The following is a 15,440-nucleotide window of genomic DNA, read 5'->3' on the forward strand; positions in this document are numbered from 1 at the left end:
CCCTCGGCCACCGCCTCGACCGCCGCCCCGAGCCCCACCGCGCTGCCCGTCGGCGACCCCGCGGCCGACGCCCCGGCGGCCGGGCGCGTCCTGGAGACGCTGCTCTCCGAGGAGACGGCCGCGGCGGGGACACCGCAGGACGAGGCCCCGGCGGTGCTGTCCTCGTCGGCGGGCGTGCTGCGCCTGACCGCGGTCGTCACCCAGACCACCGCGGCCCGGCTCGAGCTCGAGTCGATCACGGACCTCAACGGCCGGTGCGAGTCGCTCACCGCCGTCGCACCCCCGACCCTGACCGCCGCGGCGGACCCGGACGCGGCCACGGCCCTGCGCGCCCGCCTGGACCGGCTCGCCGGCTGCCGACCCGAGACCTGGCTGGCCGACACCGAGGACCCGACCGCCGCCGTCGTCGCGGACGAGGCCCAGGTCGCTCTGCTGACCGGCACGGATCCGGAGATCGACGCGAACACGCTCGTGCCGCTCGAGGACGACGGCCGCGTGCTCCCGGAGGGGCGGCTGACCGCCGTCGGCTCCGCCGCGACGCTGGACGACGACGCCGAACGGCGCATCGCCGAGGTGATGTCCGCCCTCGACGGCGACGGCCTGCGGGAGCTCGAACGGCTCACCACGGGCGCCGACCCGCTTCCGGTCGCCGAGGCCGCGCAGTACTGGCTGGTGGACCATGGCCTGGAGGACGCGCCCGAGGACTGGTTCGTCCCCCGCGGCTCCTGGTTCTGAGCCCGCGCGAGGGAGGGGCGCCGGCCCGCGTCGCACGAGCGCGACTGTGACGCACACCGCCCGGGGGGTGCCATGATGGGGACATGCCGACCCCGCATCCCCGCCAGTTCCGCCAGTCCGCCAAGCTGCTGAACGTCCGCTACGACGTGCGCGGCCCCATCCTGGAGGAGGCGCAGCGGATGGAGGCCGCGGGCCACCGGATCATGAAGCTGAACATCGGCAACCCGGCCCCGTTCGGCTTCGAGGCGCCGGACGCCGTCCTGGCGGCGATGCACCAGCACCTGCCGCACGCGCAGGGCTACTCGGACTCCAAGGGCATCTACTCGGCGCGCACCGCCGTCTCGCAGTACTACGAGTCCCGGGGCATCCGGGACATCGGCGTGGACGACGTGTTCATCGGCAACGGCGTGTCCGAGATGATCACGATGGTCCTGCAGGCCCTGGTCGACGACGGCGACGAGATCCTCGTCCCCTCGCCCGACTACCCGCTGTGGACCGGCGCCACCACCCTGGCCGGGGGCCGGGCGGTGCACTACCGCTGCGTCGAGGAGGAGGGCTGGGAGCCCGACCTCGAGCACATCGAGTCCCTCGTCACGGAGCGCACCAAGGGCATCGTCCTGATCAACCCGAACAACCCCACCGGCGCGGTCTACTCCCGCGCCGTGCTCCAGGGCATCGTGGACGTGGCCCGCCGCCACCACCTCGTCCTCATGGCGGACGAGATCTACGAGAAGATCACCTACGACGGCGCCCGCCACATCAACGCCGCCGGCCTGTCCGACGACGTGCTCACCCTGACGTTCTCCGGCCTGTCCAAGGCATACCGGGTGGCGGGCTACCGCTCCGGCTGGGTGGCCGTGTCCGGGCCGAAGCACCGGGCCGCCGACTTCCTCGAGGGCCTGACCCTGCTGGCCAACATGCGGATGTGCGCTAACGTGCCCGCGCAGCACGCCATCCAGGTGGCACTGGGCGGCTACCAGTCCATCAACGACCTCGTCCTGCCCGGCGGTCGGCTGCTCGAGCAGCGCAACCTCGCCCAGGACCGCCTGAACGCCATCCCCGGCGTGTCCGTGCAGCCGGCCCACGGCGCCCTCTACCTGTTCCCGCGGCTGGACCCGGAGGTCTACGCGATCGACGACGAGGCGTTCGTCATCGAGCTGCTGCGGGCGAAGAAGATCCTCGTCTCGCACGGCGGGGCGTTCAACTACCCGCACAGCGACCACTTCCGGCTCGTCACGCTGCCCAGCGTGAAGGACCTGAGCGTGGCCCTGGACCGCCTCGAGGACTTCCTCGAGGACTGGAGGGAGCGCCATGGCTGACACCCCGGCCACCAAGGCGGGCCGACCCGCCCGCGCCACCGACGACGACGGCGTCTTCGACGCCCCCGCGCGGGAGCTGTTCGCCGCCCGCCGCGGGGACGAGGTCCGGGGCCCGGCCGACGTCGACCCCGCCGCGACGCCCGGCTACGGCGGGGACAAGGCGAAGGGCAAGAAGGACCTGGCCGCGCGCGGCCGGGCGCTCGCCGACCTGCAGGAGCTGCTCTTCGCCCAGTCGGTGCGCGACGCGCCCGTGGGGGAGGTGCCGTCCCTGCTGGTGATCCTGCAGGGCATGGACACCGCCGGCAAGGGCGGGATCATGCGCCACGTGATCGGGGCGATGGACCCGCAGGGCGTCCACCTGCACGCGTTCAAGGCGCCGACCCCGGAGGAGCGCGCCCACGACTTCCTCTGGCGCATCCGACCGCACCTGCCGCGACCCGGCCTGGTCTCCGTGTTCGACCGCTCGCACTACGAGGACGTGCTCGTGCACCGCGTGCGCGGGCTCTCCCCGCTGGCCGAGGTGGAGGAGCGCTACGGGGCGATCCGCGAGTTCGAGGCGGCCGTGCGCGCCGCCGGGACGCGGATCGTCAAGGTGATGCTGCGCATCTCGCCGGAGGAGCAGGCCGAGCGCCTGCTGGCCCGCCTGGACGACCCCACGAAGCACTGGAAGTTCAGCGAGGGCGACCTCGACGACCGCGCCTACTGGGACCAGTACACGGACGCGTACCGGATCGCGATCGAGCGGACGGACACCGAGGACGCGCCGTGGTTCATCGTGCCGGCGGACCGCAAGTGGTTCGCGCGGCTGGCGGTGCAGCAGCTGATCATCGAGACCCTGCAGGGGATGGGGCTGGACTGGCCGGAGGCCGACTTCGACGTCGCGGCGGCCCGCCGTCGCCTGCTGGCGGGATGAGCGCCGCCGTCGTCGCGGTGGGCGGGGCAGTGGTGATCGGGCCTTGCCAAGCCCGGGGCGGCGGTGAGTGGATGGGGGAACACCGGGCGCCGCAGAGGCGTGCCGGACCCGATCCGAAAGGTGGACCCATGACTGAGAACGCTGTCCAGAACGCCCCGCTGACCGGCAAGACCGTTGCGTTCCTCGCGACCGACGGTGTCGAGCAGGTCGAGCTGACCTCCCCGTGGGAGGCCGTGATCGCCGCCGGCGCGACCCCCGTGCTCGTCTCCCCGAAGTCCGGCACCATCACCGCGATGAAGTCCGACTGGGATCACGGCGAGTCCTTCGAGGTGAACACGACGGTGAAGGACGCCAAGGCCGAGGACTTCCACGGCCTCGTGATGCCGGGCGGCACCCTGAACGCGGACACCCTGCGCATCGACAAGGACGCCCAGGCGTTCGTGCGTGCCTTCTTCGAGCAGCACAAGCCGGTGGCGGCCATCTGCCACGCCCCGTGGACCCTGATCGAGGCGGGCGTCGTGGACGGCCGCCGTCTGACCAGCTACGCGTCCCTGGAGTCTGACCTGAAGAACGCGGGCGCCCAGTGGGTGGACGAGGAGGTCGTCGTGGACAACGGGCTGACCACCTCGCGCACCCCGGACGACCTCGACGCCTTCAACGCCAAGCTCGTGGAGGAGCTGGGCGAGGGCAAGCACGAGGACCAGACCGCCTGACCGACGTCGGGAGCAAGCCGCGTGGGGGCGGGGGCCGATGGCCCCCGCCCCCGCCGTTTCTCGAACGACAGCGTGGCGGAGGCCGCCGTTTTTCGAACGAAAGCGCCCCGAAGGCCGCCGTTTCCCGAACGAAAGCGCCCCGAAGGCCGCCGTTTCCCCAACGAAAGTGGGGGGCGGGATCAGTCGGCGTCGGGGGCGGCCTCGCCGCGCACCTGGTCGAGGCGGGCGCGGGCGCCGTCGAGCCAGGCCTGGCAGCGGTCGGCCAGCGCCTCCCCTCGCTCCCACAGGGCCAGGGACTCCTCGAGGCCGGCGCCACCGGCCTCGAGCCGTCCCACGGTCTCCACCAGCTCGGCGCGCGCCTGCTCGTAGCTCATCCGGGCCACGTCCGTGACGTCCGCGGAGGTGAAGCCCTCCACGCCGCTGGGGCGGCCCGCGTCTTGCGTCTGCTCCATGCCCTGTTCACTCATGCCTGTCGTGTCCTCTCGTGGGATGGGGTCGGGGTGGTCCGATGCGTCGCGACGACGTCCGCGGCGATCCGCCCGGCCGCCACGAGGATGTCGAGTCGGTCGTCCGTGGCGACCTGGTCCGCCTCGCGCACGACCTGCCCGGCGTGCTGGACCACGGCGTAGCCGCGGTCGAGGGTGCGCTGCGGGGACAGGGCGCGCACGCGGGCGCGCAGCTGCGTGAGGGCGTCCTCCTCCCGGACGAGCCGATGGCCGAGGGCGGACCGGCCGCGCTCGCGCCACCGGTCCGTCTCCTCCTGCCGCGTGTCCACCATCACGTGCGGGCGGGCCAGCACGGGTCGGGAGCGCAGGGCCGCGAGCCCCTCGGCCTCGGCGCGCACGCGGCGCTCGACGGCCGCGGCCAGCCGCAGGCGCGCGTCGGCGAGTCCCGCGGCCTCCTGGGCCGCGTCCGGGACGATCCGCTTGGCCGCGTCCGTGGGCGTGGAGGCGCGCAGGTCGGCGACGTCGTCGAGGACCGGGCGGTCCGCCTCGTGGCCGATCGCCGAGACGACGGGCGTGCGCGCCGCCGCCACGGCGCGCACCAGCGCCTCGTCCGAGAAGGGGAGCACGACCTCCTCGAGCGCTCCGCCGCCGCGGGCGATGACGATGACGTCCACGGCCGGGTCGGCGTCGAGCTCGGCGAGCGCGGCGGCCACCTGCCGCGGGGCCTCGGCGCCCTGCACGGCGACCTCACGGATCTCGAACTCGGCGGCGGGCCAGCGCAGCAGGGTGTTGCGCAGCACGTCCTTCTTCGCGTCCGAGTCGCGGCCGGTGATGAGCCCGATCCGGTGGGGGAGCAGGGGCAGGGGCCGTTTGCGCGCGGGGGAGGTCAGCCCCTCCTCGGCGAGGGCCCGGCGCAGCAGCTCCACGCGGGCCAGCAGATCACCGAGGCCGACCGGGCGCATCTCCTGCACGTTCATGGACAGCCGCCCGGCCTTGAGCCAGAAGTTCGGCTTCACGCGCGCCACCACGCGGGAGCCCTGCTGGACGGTCCCGTCCAGGGTCATGGCGACGTTCCGCCAGGCGGTGAGCGGCAGGGAGACCTCCTCCTCGAGGTCCCGCATGGTCATGTAGACGTTGCCGCGGTTGTTCTTGAACTCGATCAGCTGGCCCTCGATCCACGTGGCGGGGGCACGCTCGATGTGGGCCTTGAGGTTCTCGGAGAGCCGGCGCAGGGGCCACGGCCGCTCAGCGGAGGTCTCGCCCGCGCGGGCGGGTGCCGAGACGGGCACGTCCGTTGCCGCCGAGGCGCCCTCGGTCACGGGCTGGTCCATCCGGGTCCCTCCTGTCCGCGCCCGGTCCGCCCGGGCACGGGCCCACCGTACCGCCCTCGCCGGACGCGCAAGACGGTGCCCCGGTGTCCCCCCGGGGCCGCCGCCGCCCCGGTCGGGGCGCTCAGACCGGGGAACCTCCGGCCAGGATCGGTACGCTCGACGGGGTCGGAACGGAATGGAAAGGACCTCATGCGCACCACCCTCAGCCTCCTCGTCGCAGCCCTGGCGGGCCTGCTGGCGGTGCTCGCGACGGCCGGCGCCCTCGTCGACGAGGCGACGCACCGCCCGGAGCTGCTGCGCGGGGTGACGGAGCAGGTCGCGGTGGACCCCGAGGTCCGCGCCGCCGTGCCGGGGGTGATCGACGACGTCGTGCACGACGCCGTCCCGGAGCAGGTGCCGGGCCCGCTGGCCCAGGCGGCCGAGGACCTGCTGCGCCCGCTGGCCCAGCGCGTGGCGGACGACCCGCAGGTGGTGCAGGGCTGGTCCGACACCGCCGACGAGGCCCGGCGCGCCTGGCTCGCCCAGCTCGAGGACCCGGAGGGCGCGGACGAGCCCGGCTCGGGCGCGGACGTGACCATCCCGTTCGGTCCCGTCGCGCAGTCCGGGATCACCGCCGCCCTGGGCGACATCGAACGTGACCTGCGCGAGGACCGGTTCGACCTGCCCGCGCAGGGGCTGCTGGAGAGGATCGTGGGCGCAGACGTCGGCGACTGGGCCGCGGACACCCTGCTGGCGCCCCTGTACGACCGCGCCGCGGATCTGCGGGACAGCACCGCGCTGCGCATGGATGCGCGCATCGACGCCCTGGCCGGCACGGATCGGGCCACCGTGCACCGCTGGGTGGACGCCTCCGCGCACTGGCGCTGGGCCGCCGCCGCCTCCGTGCTGGCGCTCGTGGGCGCCCTGCTGCTCGCCCCCGGACGACGGCGGGGCCTCGCCCTGGCCGTGGCGGGTGCGGTCGCCCTGGCCGGCGGGCTGATCGGCGGCGCCCGCCTGGGTCCGGACGCGGTCCACCTCACGGCGCCCGAGGGGGCCTCCCCGGGGGTGGCCGCGTTCGTCCAGCAGATGGAGGAGGCCGCGGGCCCGGCGTTCGCGGCCGCCGTCGCCCCCTACCCCCAGACCCTGACCACCCTGGGCTGGATCGTGCTGGCCGCGGGCCTGCTGCTGGCGCTGGCGGAGCTGTGGGTCGCTCGGCGTGACCGGGTCCGTGCCGGCCGGGCCGGCGGTTCTCAGGCGGCGGGCCGCTCCCACACCGCGGCCGACGTCACGTCGCGCTGAGCCCGCGGCGAAGCCCGGGCCGGGTCGGCGCCCCGGCCGATAGCATGGAGGGCATGTCCGCTCCCTCCGTCTCCGCCCGTCCGTCCGCCGTCGGCCTCGGGATGCCGCAGGTCCCGCGCGTCCGTCGTTCCCGTGAGGAGGTGGAGGCGGCCGCGCCCGTGTCCGGTGAGAAGCGCGTGCTGCTGGCCGCCCCCCGTGGCTACTGCGCCGGTGTGGACCGCGCCGTCGTCGCCGTCGAGAAGGCCCTCGAGCACCACGGCGCCCCCGTGTACGTTCGCAAGGAGATCGTCCACAACCGGCACGTCGTGGACACCCTGACCGAGCGCGGCGTGGTGTTCGTCGACGAGCTGGAGGAGGTGCCCGAGGGCGCCCTGACCGTGTTCTCCGCGCACGGCGTGTCCCCGGCCGTCGTCGAGGAGGCCGCCCAGCGCAACCTGCGCACCATCGACGCCACGTGCCCGCTCGTGACCAAGGTGCACCGCGAGGCCGTGCGCTTCGCCAAGCAGGACAAGCAGATCCTGTTGATCGGCCACGAGGGCCACGAGGAGGTCGAGGGCACGTTCGGCGAGGCGCCCGAGCACACCACGGTGATCAACGACGTCGCCGAGGCCCGCACCGTCCAGGTGGAGGACCCGGACAACCTGATCTGGCTCTCCCAGACCACGCTCTCCGTGGACGAGACCCTCGAGATCGTCTCCGTGCTGCGCGAGCGGTTCCCGAACCTGCAGGACCCGCCCTCGGACGACATCTGCTACGCCACCTCCAACCGGCAGGCGGCCATCAAGTCGATCTCGCCGGAGTGCGACCTGGTGATCATCGTGGGCTCGGCGAACTCCTCGAACTCGGTGCGCCTCAAGGAGGTCGCCGCGGAGTACGGGGCCTCCCGCGCCGAGCGCGTGGACTTCGCCAACCAGGTGGACGAGTCCTGGTTCGAGGGCGTGGCCACCGTGGGCCTGTCCTCGGGCGCGTCCGTGCCCGAGGTGCTGGTCCAGGAGGTGCTCGCGCTGCTGGCCGAGTACGGCTACGGGCAGGTGGACGAGGTGGTGACTGCCGAGGAGGACATCATCTTCTCCCTGCCCAAGGAGCTGCGCGCCGAGATGAAGCGCGTGGGCGACGAGTCCCGCTCGCTCGGCGGACGTCGCCGCGACACCGAGGCCTGAGCGCGCCCCTCGTCTCCTCGCTGAGGCCCGCAGACTCGCCGTCACGACGCCGGCGAAGCGGCGAGTCTGCGGGCCTCGGTGTGCCCGGGCCTCGGCGTGCCGGGCCGACGGGTGGTCAGGGACTCAGAGTCCGAAGACCCAGACGAGCAGGGTCATCGACGCGATGGAGATCAGCACGGCGGCGATGATGTTCAGCCACACGCCGCCCTTCACCATCTGGCCGATGGTCACGTAGCCGGAGCCGTACGCGATGGCGTTCGGCGGGGTGGCCACGGGCAGCATGAACGCGCAGGTCGCGGCGAGGGCGACGGGCGCGGCCAGCATGAGCGGGGCGACGCCGGTGCCCAGGGCCACGCCGGAGGCGACGGGCAGGAACGTGGCCGCGGTGGCCGTGTTCGAGGTCATCTCGGTCAGCAGCAGGATGCCGACGGCGGCGATCACCACGAGCACCCACACGGGGATGTCGCCGAGGCCCTTGACCTGCTCACCGAGCCACGTGGACAGGCCCGACTTGGAGAACTGACCGGACAGGGCCAGGCCGCCGCCGAACAGCAGGAGCACGCCCCACGGCAGCTCCTTCGCGGCCTCCCAGTCGAGCAGGCGCACGCCGCGCCCGGCCCCGCCGCCGGCCGGCAGGAGGAACAGGACGAGCCCGACGACCATGGCGATGGCCGCGTCCGAGAGCAGCGGAGACGTCAGGTCCAGGACGTACTCGGAGATCAGCGGCACGGTGATCCAGGCCAGCGCGGCGAGGATGAAGACCGCGAGGACCTTGGCCTCGGGGGCGCTCATGCGGCCGAGGCGGGCCAGCTCGGTGGCGATCAGGTCGCGGCCACCGGGGACCTCGTCGATCTCCGGGCGGAACAGCACGCGGGTGAGCAGGAACCAGCACGCGAAGAGCAGCACGACGGCGATCGGCACGCCGACCAGCATCCACTGGCCGAAGCCGATCTCCACGCCGTGCTCGGCGGCCATGTGGCCCGCGAGCAGGGTGTTGGGCGGGGTGCCGATGATGGTGCCGAGCGAGCCGATGGACGCGGCGTAGGCGATGCCGAGCATGAGCGCGGTGCCGAAGTTCGTCTTCGTGAGGGAGCGGATCTCGGCCTGCGTGGGGGCCTCGCCGGACGCGGGCGCGTCGGGGCGGTCGGCCCGGTCTGCTGTCTCGTCCGCGGTCAGGGCGTCGTCCGTGCCGTAGCGCTGGACGAGCACGAGGATGGACACGCCGATGGGGAGCATCATCACGGCGGTGGCGGTGTTGGACACCCACATGGAGATGAACCCGGTGGCGATCATGAAGCCCAGGACGAGGTTCACGGTCCTGGCGCCCATGAACTTCAGGACGCCGAGCGCGATGCGCCGGTGCAGGTTCCAGCGCTGCATGGCCAGGGCGAGCATGAAGCCGCCCATGAACAGGAAGATGATGTTGTTGCCGTAGCTCGCGCCGACGGCGTCGAAGGTGATGCCGCCGTCGGACTCCTCGGCGGGCACGCCGAGCGGGAAGACGACGAGCGGCAGCAGGGCGGTGGCGGGGATGGGCAGGGCCTCGGTCATCCACCACACGGCCATGAGCACGGCGGTGGCGGCGACGAGGCGGGGCCAGACGCCGAGGTCGCCCGGCATCAGCAGGAACAGGGCGACGGCGAGCAGGGGGCCGGCCACGAGGCCGATGATGCGCTTGACGTTCTCGCCGCCGGGCAGCGGCTCGTCACGCATGCCCGGGGAGAGGTCGTGTTCGAACTCCTGGGCGGCCGCTCGGGGGTCGAAGCGGGAGACGTGCTCGTTGACGTTGCTCGGCGGGGGGGTCGATCGGGACTCCACGGGGCCTCCTCATCAAGTCAGGCCCTCGGCGCGGCCTGGCAATTCTCTGTGAGTTTCACCGTATCAAGTGATCTGGATCACCAGAAGGCGACCCCATCTCAGTCCGCGCCCCGGCCCCGTTCACGCCTCCCGCGCCGACTCCGCCCGACGACGGCGCAGCTCGTCCTCCTCCACGCCCGCGACCAGTTCCGGGGCGGCCAGGGGCCGGGGCGCGGACTCGAGCGTGCGGATGTCCGGCGTGGGGGCCAGGCCCGGGTCGGCGTCGCGGAGACGCCGGGCGGCGGGGAGCACACGCGATTCGACGTTGCCGACGAGCTGGTTGTAGCGGTCCACGGTGGTCTTGAGGGAGCCGCCCATGCGGTCCAGGTGGGTGCCGAGCGTGCCGAGACGCTCGTAGAGGTCCTTCGCGCTGGCCACCACGGTGTGGGCGTTCTCGGCCAGGGTGTCCTGCCGCCAGGCATAGGCCACCGACTTCAGGGCGGTCAGGAGGGAGACGGGGGCGACGAGCGCGACGTTCCGCGAGAACGCGTGGTCCAGCAGCCCGGGGTCCGCATCCAGGGCCGCGGCCAGGAGCGACTCGGCGGGCAGGAAGCACAGGACCAGCTCGGGGGAGTGCTCGAGGCCGGCCCAGTAGGACTTCGCGGAGAGCTGGTCTACGTGGCGGCGCACGGCCGCGGCGTGCTGGGCGGCCAGCGCCTGGCGCCGCTCGTACGCCTCCTCGCCGGGCTCGTCCGCGAGGGCCTCGGCGGCCAGCGCGTCCCCGATGGGGGCCTTGGCGTCCACGGCCATGGCCTTGCCACCGGGCAGGGACACCACGAGGTCCGGGCGGAGGCGCTCGCCGTCCTTGCCGGACAGCGTGGCCTGCTCGGTGAAGTCCACGTGGTGGAGCATGCCCGCCGCCTCGACGACCCGCCGCAGCTGCGCCTCGCCCCAGTGGCCCCGCGCGGAGGTGGACTTGAGGGTGGCCATGAGCGAGGTGGTCTGGTTCAGCAGGTCCCGGTCCGTGGCCGCGGCGGCGCGGAGCTGCTCCCCGAGCCGGCCGAACTGGGACGCCCGATCCCGTTCCAGCACGCTCACCTGCTCCTGGAGCGCCGCCAGCCGCTGGCCCAGCGGCGCGAGCGTGGACATCACCTGGGACTCCGCGCGTTGGCGTTCGGCGTCCTCGGCGCGCGCGGCCGTGAGAGCGCGCTGCTCCGCCCGGGCGGCCGCGAGCTCCTCTCGTGCCCCCTGGTGCTCGGTGCGCAGCGCGGCCAACTCGGCCTGGGCCCGGCGGGCCTCCTCACCGCCGCCGGCCGCCCGGCGCCACATGAGCCACGCGCCCACCAGGGCGCCGAGCACGAGTCCGAGGATGAGGGCGAGCAGCAGGCTGAGGATCTCCATGCCCCCACCCTCGCAGGCCGCAGGGACACGTTAGGCGGCGGCGCGCCGTCGTCGGGGCGGGCGGCTCAGCCGAAGAGCGGGTTGGGGCCGTTGGCCACGACCTGCGGGTCGCCGTCGACGCGAGCGGCGATGCCCGCCGCGGCCACACCGGGCAGATACGGGAAGACCATGCGGGTCGAGGCCAGGGCGGCGGCGTCGAAGGCCTCCACCGCGACGGCCGGGCGGGGCCCGTCCGCCGTCTCGATCTCGCCGTCGAACACGGCTACCGCCCGCGTGGGGCGCGGGCTGATCTTCGCGACCGTGGCGGCCGCCTGCTCGGGCTCGAGGTCCGGGTGCTCCCACATGCCGCGCTGGCCGTCGGCGGCGACGGCGAGGATCGTCGGGGCGAACACGGACTGCCGGCCGAGCGTGTCGAACACGTGCTCCACCGCGAGGCTGATCAGCGGCAGCAGCTCGCCGCCGGGAGGCGTGGGGGTCGGTCCGGTGGGCGTCGGGGTGCTCATGGGGCCGAGGCTACCGGCCCTGTCCGACGGCGCCCACCCGCGCCTAGCGTGATCCCATGCAGCTCACCATCGCCCCCGGGGACATCACGGCCACGCACGCGGACGCCGTCGTCAACGCCGCCAACTCCACCCTGCTCGGCGGCGGAGGCGTGGACGGCGCCATCCATCGGCGTGGCGGCCCCGAGATCCTGGCCGAGTGCCGCCGCCTGCGCGAGACCGACCTGCCGGAGGGGCTGCCCGCCGGGCAGGCCGTGGCGACGACGGCGGGGCGCCTGCCCGCGCGCTGGGTCATCCACACGGTGGGCCCGGTATGGGCCAAGACGATCGACAAGTCCGACACCCTCGCCTCGTGCTACCGCGAGTCCCTGAAGGTGGCGGCCGGGCTCGGCGCCCGCACGGTCGCGTTCCCGGCGATCTCCGCGGGGATCTACGGCTGGCCCATGGAGGACGCGGCGCGGATCGCCGTCGAGACCTGCCACGCGATGGCGGACGAGGTGGGCGGCACCGTGGACGAGGTGCTGTTCGTGCCGTACGGCGAGACGGCGGAGGCCGCGTTCCGTGCGGCGCTCGGCCGCCTCGAGGCCCCGCAGGCCACCGATGACGAAGGAGACACCGGACGATGACCATGCGCTTCTGGACCAGGACCGTCGCCGTGACTGCGGCGGGTCTGCTCGCGCTCACCGGCTGCGCGACGGGAGGGGAAGAGGCGGCGACGTCGTCCTCCCACGGCGGGCACGCGGGCCACGCGATGGACGGCGGCCCCGCCCCCGAGGGCATCGAGCCCGCCGCGGACCCGGCCCACCCCGTGGGCACCGAGGTCACCCTCGTGGCGGACCACATGCCCGGGATGGAGGGGGCCGCCGCCACCGTCGTGGGCGCGTACGAGACCACCGCCTACTCCGTGGACTACCGGCCGACGACGGGCGGGCCCGAGGTGACGGACCACAAGTGGGTCGTCCAGGAGGAGCTGGAGGACGCGGGCGCCGAACGCCTGCCCGACGGCGCGGCGGTCACCCTCGCGGCTGACCACATGCCGGGCATGCAGGGTGCGGAGGGCACGGTGCACTCCTCGACGGATGAGACCGTCTACATGGTGGACTACGAGTCCGAGGGCATGCGGATGAGGAACCACAAGTGGGTGGTGGAGAGCGAGATCGCCTCGGCGGGCTGACCCCGGGCCGGGAGGGTCCTGACCGCCCGCCTGGAAGTTGATCGAACTTCACGTAGATTTCTGGAATAGGCTCGCCGGGCGTGCTGTTGTAGTGGTCAGACGCCGCGGTGTCAGCGGCGCCCACCCGAATCCCGAGGAGAGTGAACCGACATGGCCCGTCCTATCGATCCGTTCCGTGAGATGGAGCGCCTGGTGAACGGTCTGACGCCCCGCGCGACCGGCACCGTGTCCATGCCCATGAACCTGTACCGCGAGGGCGACGTCTTCGTCGCCGAGGTCGAGCTGCCCGGCGTCGACCCGGCCTCCATCGACGTGGACGTGGAGGAGCGCACCCTCACCGTCCGCGCCGAGCGCAAGGAGGACCCGGCCCGCGAGGACCGACGCTGGCTCACCCGTGAGCGTTCCGCCGGCACCTTCGCCCGCCAGCTCACCCTGGGCGAGGGCCTCGCCCTCGACCGCATCCAGGCCGACTACAGCGACGGCGTCCTGACCCTCACCATCCCGGTGGCGGAGCAGGCCAAGCCCCGCAAGATCTCCGTCACCCACGGCGGTGCTGCCCCCGTGGCCGGGCAGACCGTGGAGGGCGAGACCGCCGAGACCACCGGCGAGTGACCGGCCTCTGACGGAGCCGCGCGCGGCCGGCGTGACCGGCGCGCGGTCCGTCCCCCGAACGCAGATGCGGCGGGCCCCCCACCGGGGGCCCGCCGCATCTGCGTGGCGGTCAGGCGCGATCGGCCAGGATCAGCTGCGCCGCCTTCTCACCGATCATGACGCACGTGATGTTGGGGTTCACGGTCACGTGCTCGGGCATCACGGAGGCGTCGGCCACGCGCAGACCCGTCACGCCCTTGACGCGCAGGCGGGCGTCCAGGGGGCTCATGGCGTCGTCGTCGGCGCCCATGCGCACCGAGCCCACCGGGTGGTACACGGTGTTGTGGGTGCGGCGCACGTAGTCGGCGATCTCCTCATCGGTCTGCGCCTGCTCGCCCGGGGCCAGCTCGCGCCCCGCCCACGCCGCCATGGCCGGCTGGGAGACGATCTCCCGGGCCAGTCGGATGCCGGCCACCGCGACGGCCATGTCATGGCCCTCCGGGTCGGTGAAGTAGCGCGGGTCCACGGCCGGCTTGTCCCGGTAGTCGTTGAAGCGCAGGCGCACGGTGCCGCGGGACTTGGCGTCGGGAGGGCCCGGCGGCCCTGCGGTCTCGGCTGTCGTCCTCTGGTCGGCAGACACGGGTGTGCTTACTGTCGACGGGGTCTGGGCGGCCCGTCCACCCTACGGATCGGTCATCTGGACGGGGATGCGTGCTGGGCGGTGCGGGTCTCTGGGTTCCGTGGGCACGCCGGGCTGGGGCTGCCGGGCCCCGTGGCCGCCGGGCCTCCGGGTTCCGTGGGCAGGAGAGCGAAGGTTTCTGCCCCCGGAAGGGAAAACCCTGCCGGTTCTGCCCCCGAAACAGGGGAGAGCGCGCTTCCTGCCCACGGAGCGGGCGGGGATGCTGGTTCTGCCCACGGAACGGGCCGGTGCCGGACGCCACCGCCGCGGCGGGCCCGCCGGTAGACTGCCGGACTGTGGCTTTGACTATCGGATTCGTGGGACTGCCCAACGTGGGCAAGTCGACCCTGTTCAACGCGCTGACGCGCCAGACCGTGCTCGCGGCGAACTACCCGTTCGCGACGATCGAGCCGAACGTGGGCGTGGTGAACCTGCCGGACGAGCGGCTGCCCCAGCTGGCCGAGATCTTCGGCTCCGAGCGCATCCTGCCGGCCACGGTGTCCTTCGTGGACATCGCGGGCATCGTGAAGGGCGCCTCCGAGGGGGAGGGCCTGGGCAACCAGTTCCTGGCGAACATCCGCGAGGCCCACGCGATCGCCCAGGTGGTGCGCGCGTTCGACGACGGCGACGTCGTCCACGTGGACGGCAAGGTGGACCCGGCCTCGGACATGGAGACCATCAACACCGAGCTGATCATCGCGGACATGCAGACCGTGGAGAAGGCGATCCCGCGCGTCGAGAAGGAGGTCAAGGGCAAGAAGAAGGAGCCCGCCGACCTCGAGGCGCTCAAGGCCGCGCTCGCGGTGCTGGAGCGGGGCGAGACGATCTTCGCGGCGAAGGACAAGGACAAGCTGGACATGGACCGGCTGCGGGAGCTGAGCCTGCTCACCGCCAAGCCGTTCATCTACGTGTTCAACTCGGACGAGGGTGTGCTGGGGGACGAGGCCAAGCAGCAGGAGCTGCGCGATCTGGTGGCCCCCGCCGATGCCGTGTTCCTGGACGCCAAGCTCGAGTCCGACCTGGTGGAGCTCTCCGAGGAGGAGGCCGCCGAGATGCTGGAGATGGCCGGCCAGGACGAGTCCGGGCTGGACCAGCTGGCCCGCGTGGGCTTCTCCACCCTCGGCCTGCAGACCTACCTGACGGCCGGGCCGAAGGAGACGCGCGCGTGGACCATCCCCGTCGGCGCGACCGCTCCGGAGGCCGCCGGCGTGATCCACACCGACTTCCAGCGCGGCTTCATCAAGGCGGAGATCGTGAGTTTCGACGATCTGGTCGCCGCCGGCTCTATGGCTGATGCCAAGGCCGCCGGCAAGGTGCGCATGGAGGGCAAGGACTACGTCATGAAGGACGGCGACGTGGTGGAGTTCCGGTTCAACGTGTGAGTGGCAATTTTGCAGAGGGGA

The 15,440-nt window shown here is 73.1% G+C and carries 15 protein-coding genes and 1 pseudogene; 10 read left to right on the forward strand and 6 right to left on the reverse strand.

Features of this window, described 5'->3' with window-relative positions:
- The 4 genes from J1M37_RS03500 to J1M37_RS03515 form a co-directional block, all read left to right on the forward strand.
- The coding region (locus tag J1M37_RS03500) for a glycine betaine ABC transporter substrate-binding protein (RefSeq protein WP_274607186.1) at window positions 1–735 on the forward strand (735 nt) is incomplete at its 5' end.
- Between the two features lie 83 nt (window positions 736–818).
- On the forward strand, window positions 819–2,054 hold the full coding sequence (locus J1M37_RS03505; protein WP_206452110.1) for a pyridoxal phosphate-dependent aminotransferase: 1,236 nt from the start codon (window positions 819–821) through the stop codon (window positions 2,052–2,054).
- Window positions 2,047–2,967 (forward strand): PPK2 family polyphosphate kinase, encoded by a 921-nt coding sequence (locus J1M37_RS03510; RefSeq protein WP_206452111.1) that lies wholly within the window; start codon window positions 2,047–2,049, stop codon window positions 2,965–2,967. Before J1M37_RS03505 ends, J1M37_RS03510 begins: the two co-directional genes overlap by 8 nt.
- A gap of 128 nt (window positions 2,968–3,095) precedes the next feature.
- On the forward strand, window positions 3,096–3,680 hold the full coding sequence (locus tag J1M37_RS03515; RefSeq protein WP_098470663.1) for a type 1 glutamine amidotransferase domain-containing protein: 585 nt from the start codon (window positions 3,096–3,098) through the stop codon (window positions 3,678–3,680).
- 179 nt (window positions 3,681–3,859) lie between these two features.
- On the opposite strand, the gene J1M37_RS03520 is transcribed toward J1M37_RS03515, so the two are convergent.
- Together J1M37_RS03520 and xseA are read right to left on the reverse strand one after the other, a co-directional pair.
- The gene (locus J1M37_RS03520; protein WP_206452112.1) at window positions 3,860–4,147 is read right to left on the reverse strand and encodes an exodeoxyribonuclease VII small subunit; all 288 of its coding nucleotides are present in this window, start codon (window positions 4,145–4,147) and stop codon (window positions 3,860–3,862) included.
- Window positions 4,144–5,457 (reverse strand): exodeoxyribonuclease VII large subunit, encoded by a 1,314-nt coding sequence (gene xseA / locus J1M37_RS03525; protein ID WP_119217891.1) that lies wholly within the window; start codon window positions 5,455–5,457, stop codon window positions 4,144–4,146. The genes J1M37_RS03520 and xseA overlap by 4 nt, the downstream gene beginning before the upstream one ends.
- 189 nt (window positions 5,458–5,646) lie before the next feature.
- Here xseA and J1M37_RS03530 point away from each other — a divergent pair, with 189 nt between their 5' ends.
- Complete coding sequence (locus J1M37_RS03530) at window positions 5,647–6,735, forward strand: hypothetical protein (protein WP_206452113.1); 1,089 nt, start codon at window positions 5,647–5,649, stop codon at window positions 6,733–6,735.
- Between the two features lie 53 nt (window positions 6,736–6,788).
- On the forward strand, window positions 6,789–7,895 hold the full coding sequence (locus J1M37_RS03535) for a 4-hydroxy-3-methylbut-2-enyl diphosphate reductase (protein ID WP_206452114.1): 1,107 nt from the start codon (window positions 6,789–6,791) through the stop codon (window positions 7,893–7,895).
- A gap of 123 nt (window positions 7,896–8,018) precedes the next feature.
- Here J1M37_RS03535 and J1M37_RS03540 read toward each other — a convergent pair whose 3' ends face one another.
- From J1M37_RS03540 to J1M37_RS03550, 3 genes are all read right to left on the reverse strand, one after another.
- Window positions 8,019–9,713 (reverse strand): DASS family sodium-coupled anion symporter, encoded by a 1,695-nt coding sequence (locus J1M37_RS03540; RefSeq protein ID WP_206452115.1) that lies wholly within the window; start codon window positions 9,711–9,713, stop codon window positions 8,019–8,021.
- Window positions 9,714–9,833: 120 nt separating this feature from the next.
- Window positions 9,834–11,093 (reverse strand): DNA recombination protein RmuC, encoded by a 1,260-nt coding sequence (gene rmuC / locus J1M37_RS03545; protein ID WP_115260786.1) that lies wholly within the window; start codon window positions 11,091–11,093, stop codon window positions 9,834–9,836.
- Window positions 11,094–11,158: 65 nt separating this feature from the next.
- Window positions 11,159–11,596, reverse strand: coding sequence for a hypothetical protein (locus tag J1M37_RS03550; RefSeq protein WP_051995311.1), 438 nt, complete (start codon window positions 11,594–11,596; stop codon window positions 11,159–11,161).
- Between the two features lie 56 nt (window positions 11,597–11,652).
- On the opposite strand from J1M37_RS03550, the gene J1M37_RS03555 reads away from it, so the two are divergent.
- From J1M37_RS03555 to J1M37_RS03565, 3 genes are all read left to right on the forward strand, one after another.
- Window positions 11,653–12,219 carry an O-acetyl-ADP-ribose deacetylase gene (locus J1M37_RS03555; RefSeq protein ID WP_206452116.1) on the forward strand — a complete coding sequence of 189 codons (567 nt, stop codon included), beginning with the start codon at window positions 11,653–11,655 and terminating at the stop codon, window positions 12,217–12,219.
- Window positions 12,216–12,767 carry a YdhK family protein gene (locus tag J1M37_RS03560; protein ID WP_206452117.1) on the forward strand — a complete coding sequence of 184 codons (552 nt, stop codon included), beginning with the start codon at window positions 12,216–12,218 and terminating at the stop codon, window positions 12,765–12,767. Before J1M37_RS03555 ends, J1M37_RS03560 begins: the two co-directional genes overlap by 4 nt.
- Window positions 12,768–12,917: 150 nt before the next feature.
- Window positions 12,918–13,379 carry an Hsp20/alpha crystallin family protein gene (locus J1M37_RS03565; RefSeq protein ID WP_036317045.1) on the forward strand — a complete coding sequence of 154 codons (462 nt, stop codon included), beginning with the start codon at window positions 12,918–12,920 and terminating at the stop codon, window positions 13,377–13,379.
- Window positions 13,380–13,488: 109 nt separating this feature from the next.
- On the opposite strand, the pseudogene J1M37_RS03570 reads toward J1M37_RS03565, so the two are convergent.
- Window positions 13,489–13,941 (reverse strand): annotated as a pseudogene (locus tag J1M37_RS03570) (GMC oxidoreductase); the annotation flags it as partial.
- A gap of 392 nt (window positions 13,942–14,333) precedes the next feature.
- On the opposite strand from J1M37_RS03570, the gene ychF reads away from it, so the two are divergent.
- On the forward strand, window positions 14,334–15,419 hold the full coding sequence (gene ychF / locus J1M37_RS03575) for a redox-regulated ATPase YchF (RefSeq protein ID WP_206452118.1): 1,086 nt from the start codon (window positions 14,334–14,336) through the stop codon (window positions 15,417–15,419).
- Window positions 15,420–15,440 lie beyond the last annotated feature (21 nt).

It is taken from the genome of Micrococcus sp. KRD012, from assembly GCF_017168555.1.
GTDB lineage: Bacteria > Actinomycetota > Actinomycetes > Actinomycetales > Micrococcaceae > Micrococcus > Micrococcus luteus.

What these genes read in the sequence shown, in the direction of transcription:
- J1M37_RS03560 (WP_206452117.1), top strand. Translation starts at nt 12,216, where the DNA reads ATGACCATGCGCTTCTGGACCAGGACCGTCGCCGTGACTGCGGCGGGT.
- J1M37_RS03550 (WP_051995311.1), bottom strand. Translation starts at nt 11,596, where the DNA reads ATGAGCACCCCGACGCCCACCGGACCGACCCCCACGCCTCCCGGCGGC.
- J1M37_RS03515 (WP_098470663.1), top strand. Translation starts at nt 3,096, where the DNA reads ATGACTGAGAACGCTGTCCAGAACGCCCCGCTGACCGGCAAGACCGTT.
- J1M37_RS03510 (WP_206452111.1), top strand. Translation starts at nt 2,047, where the DNA reads ATGGCTGACACCCCGGCCACCAAGGCGGGCCGACCCGCCCGCGCCACC.
- J1M37_RS03535 (WP_206452114.1), top strand. Translation starts at nt 6,789, where the DNA reads ATGTCCGCTCCCTCCGTCTCCGCCCGTCCGTCCGCCGTCGGCCTCGGG.
- J1M37_RS03555 (WP_206452116.1), top strand. Translation starts at nt 11,653, where the DNA reads ATGCAGCTCACCATCGCCCCCGGGGACATCACGGCCACGCACGCGGAC.
- J1M37_RS03505 (WP_206452110.1), top strand. Translation starts at nt 819, where the DNA reads ATGCCGACCCCGCATCCCCGCCAGTTCCGCCAGTCCGCCAAGCTGCTG.
- J1M37_RS03565 (WP_036317045.1), top strand. Translation starts at nt 12,918, where the DNA reads ATGGCCCGTCCTATCGATCCGTTCCGTGAGATGGAGCGCCTGGTGAAC.
- J1M37_RS03530 (WP_206452113.1), top strand. Translation starts at nt 5,647, where the DNA reads ATGCGCACCACCCTCAGCCTCCTCGTCGCAGCCCTGGCGGGCCTGCTG.
- J1M37_RS03520 (WP_206452112.1), bottom strand. Translation starts at nt 4,147, where the DNA reads ATGAGTGAACAGGGCATGGAGCAGACGCAAGACGCGGGCCGCCCCAGC.
- xseA (WP_119217891.1), bottom strand. Translation starts at nt 5,457, where the DNA reads ATGGACCAGCCCGTGACCGAGGGCGCCTCGGCGGCAACGGACGTGCCC.
- rmuC (WP_115260786.1), bottom strand. Translation starts at nt 11,093, where the DNA reads ATGGAGATCCTCAGCCTGCTGCTCGCCCTCATCCTCGGACTCGTGCTC.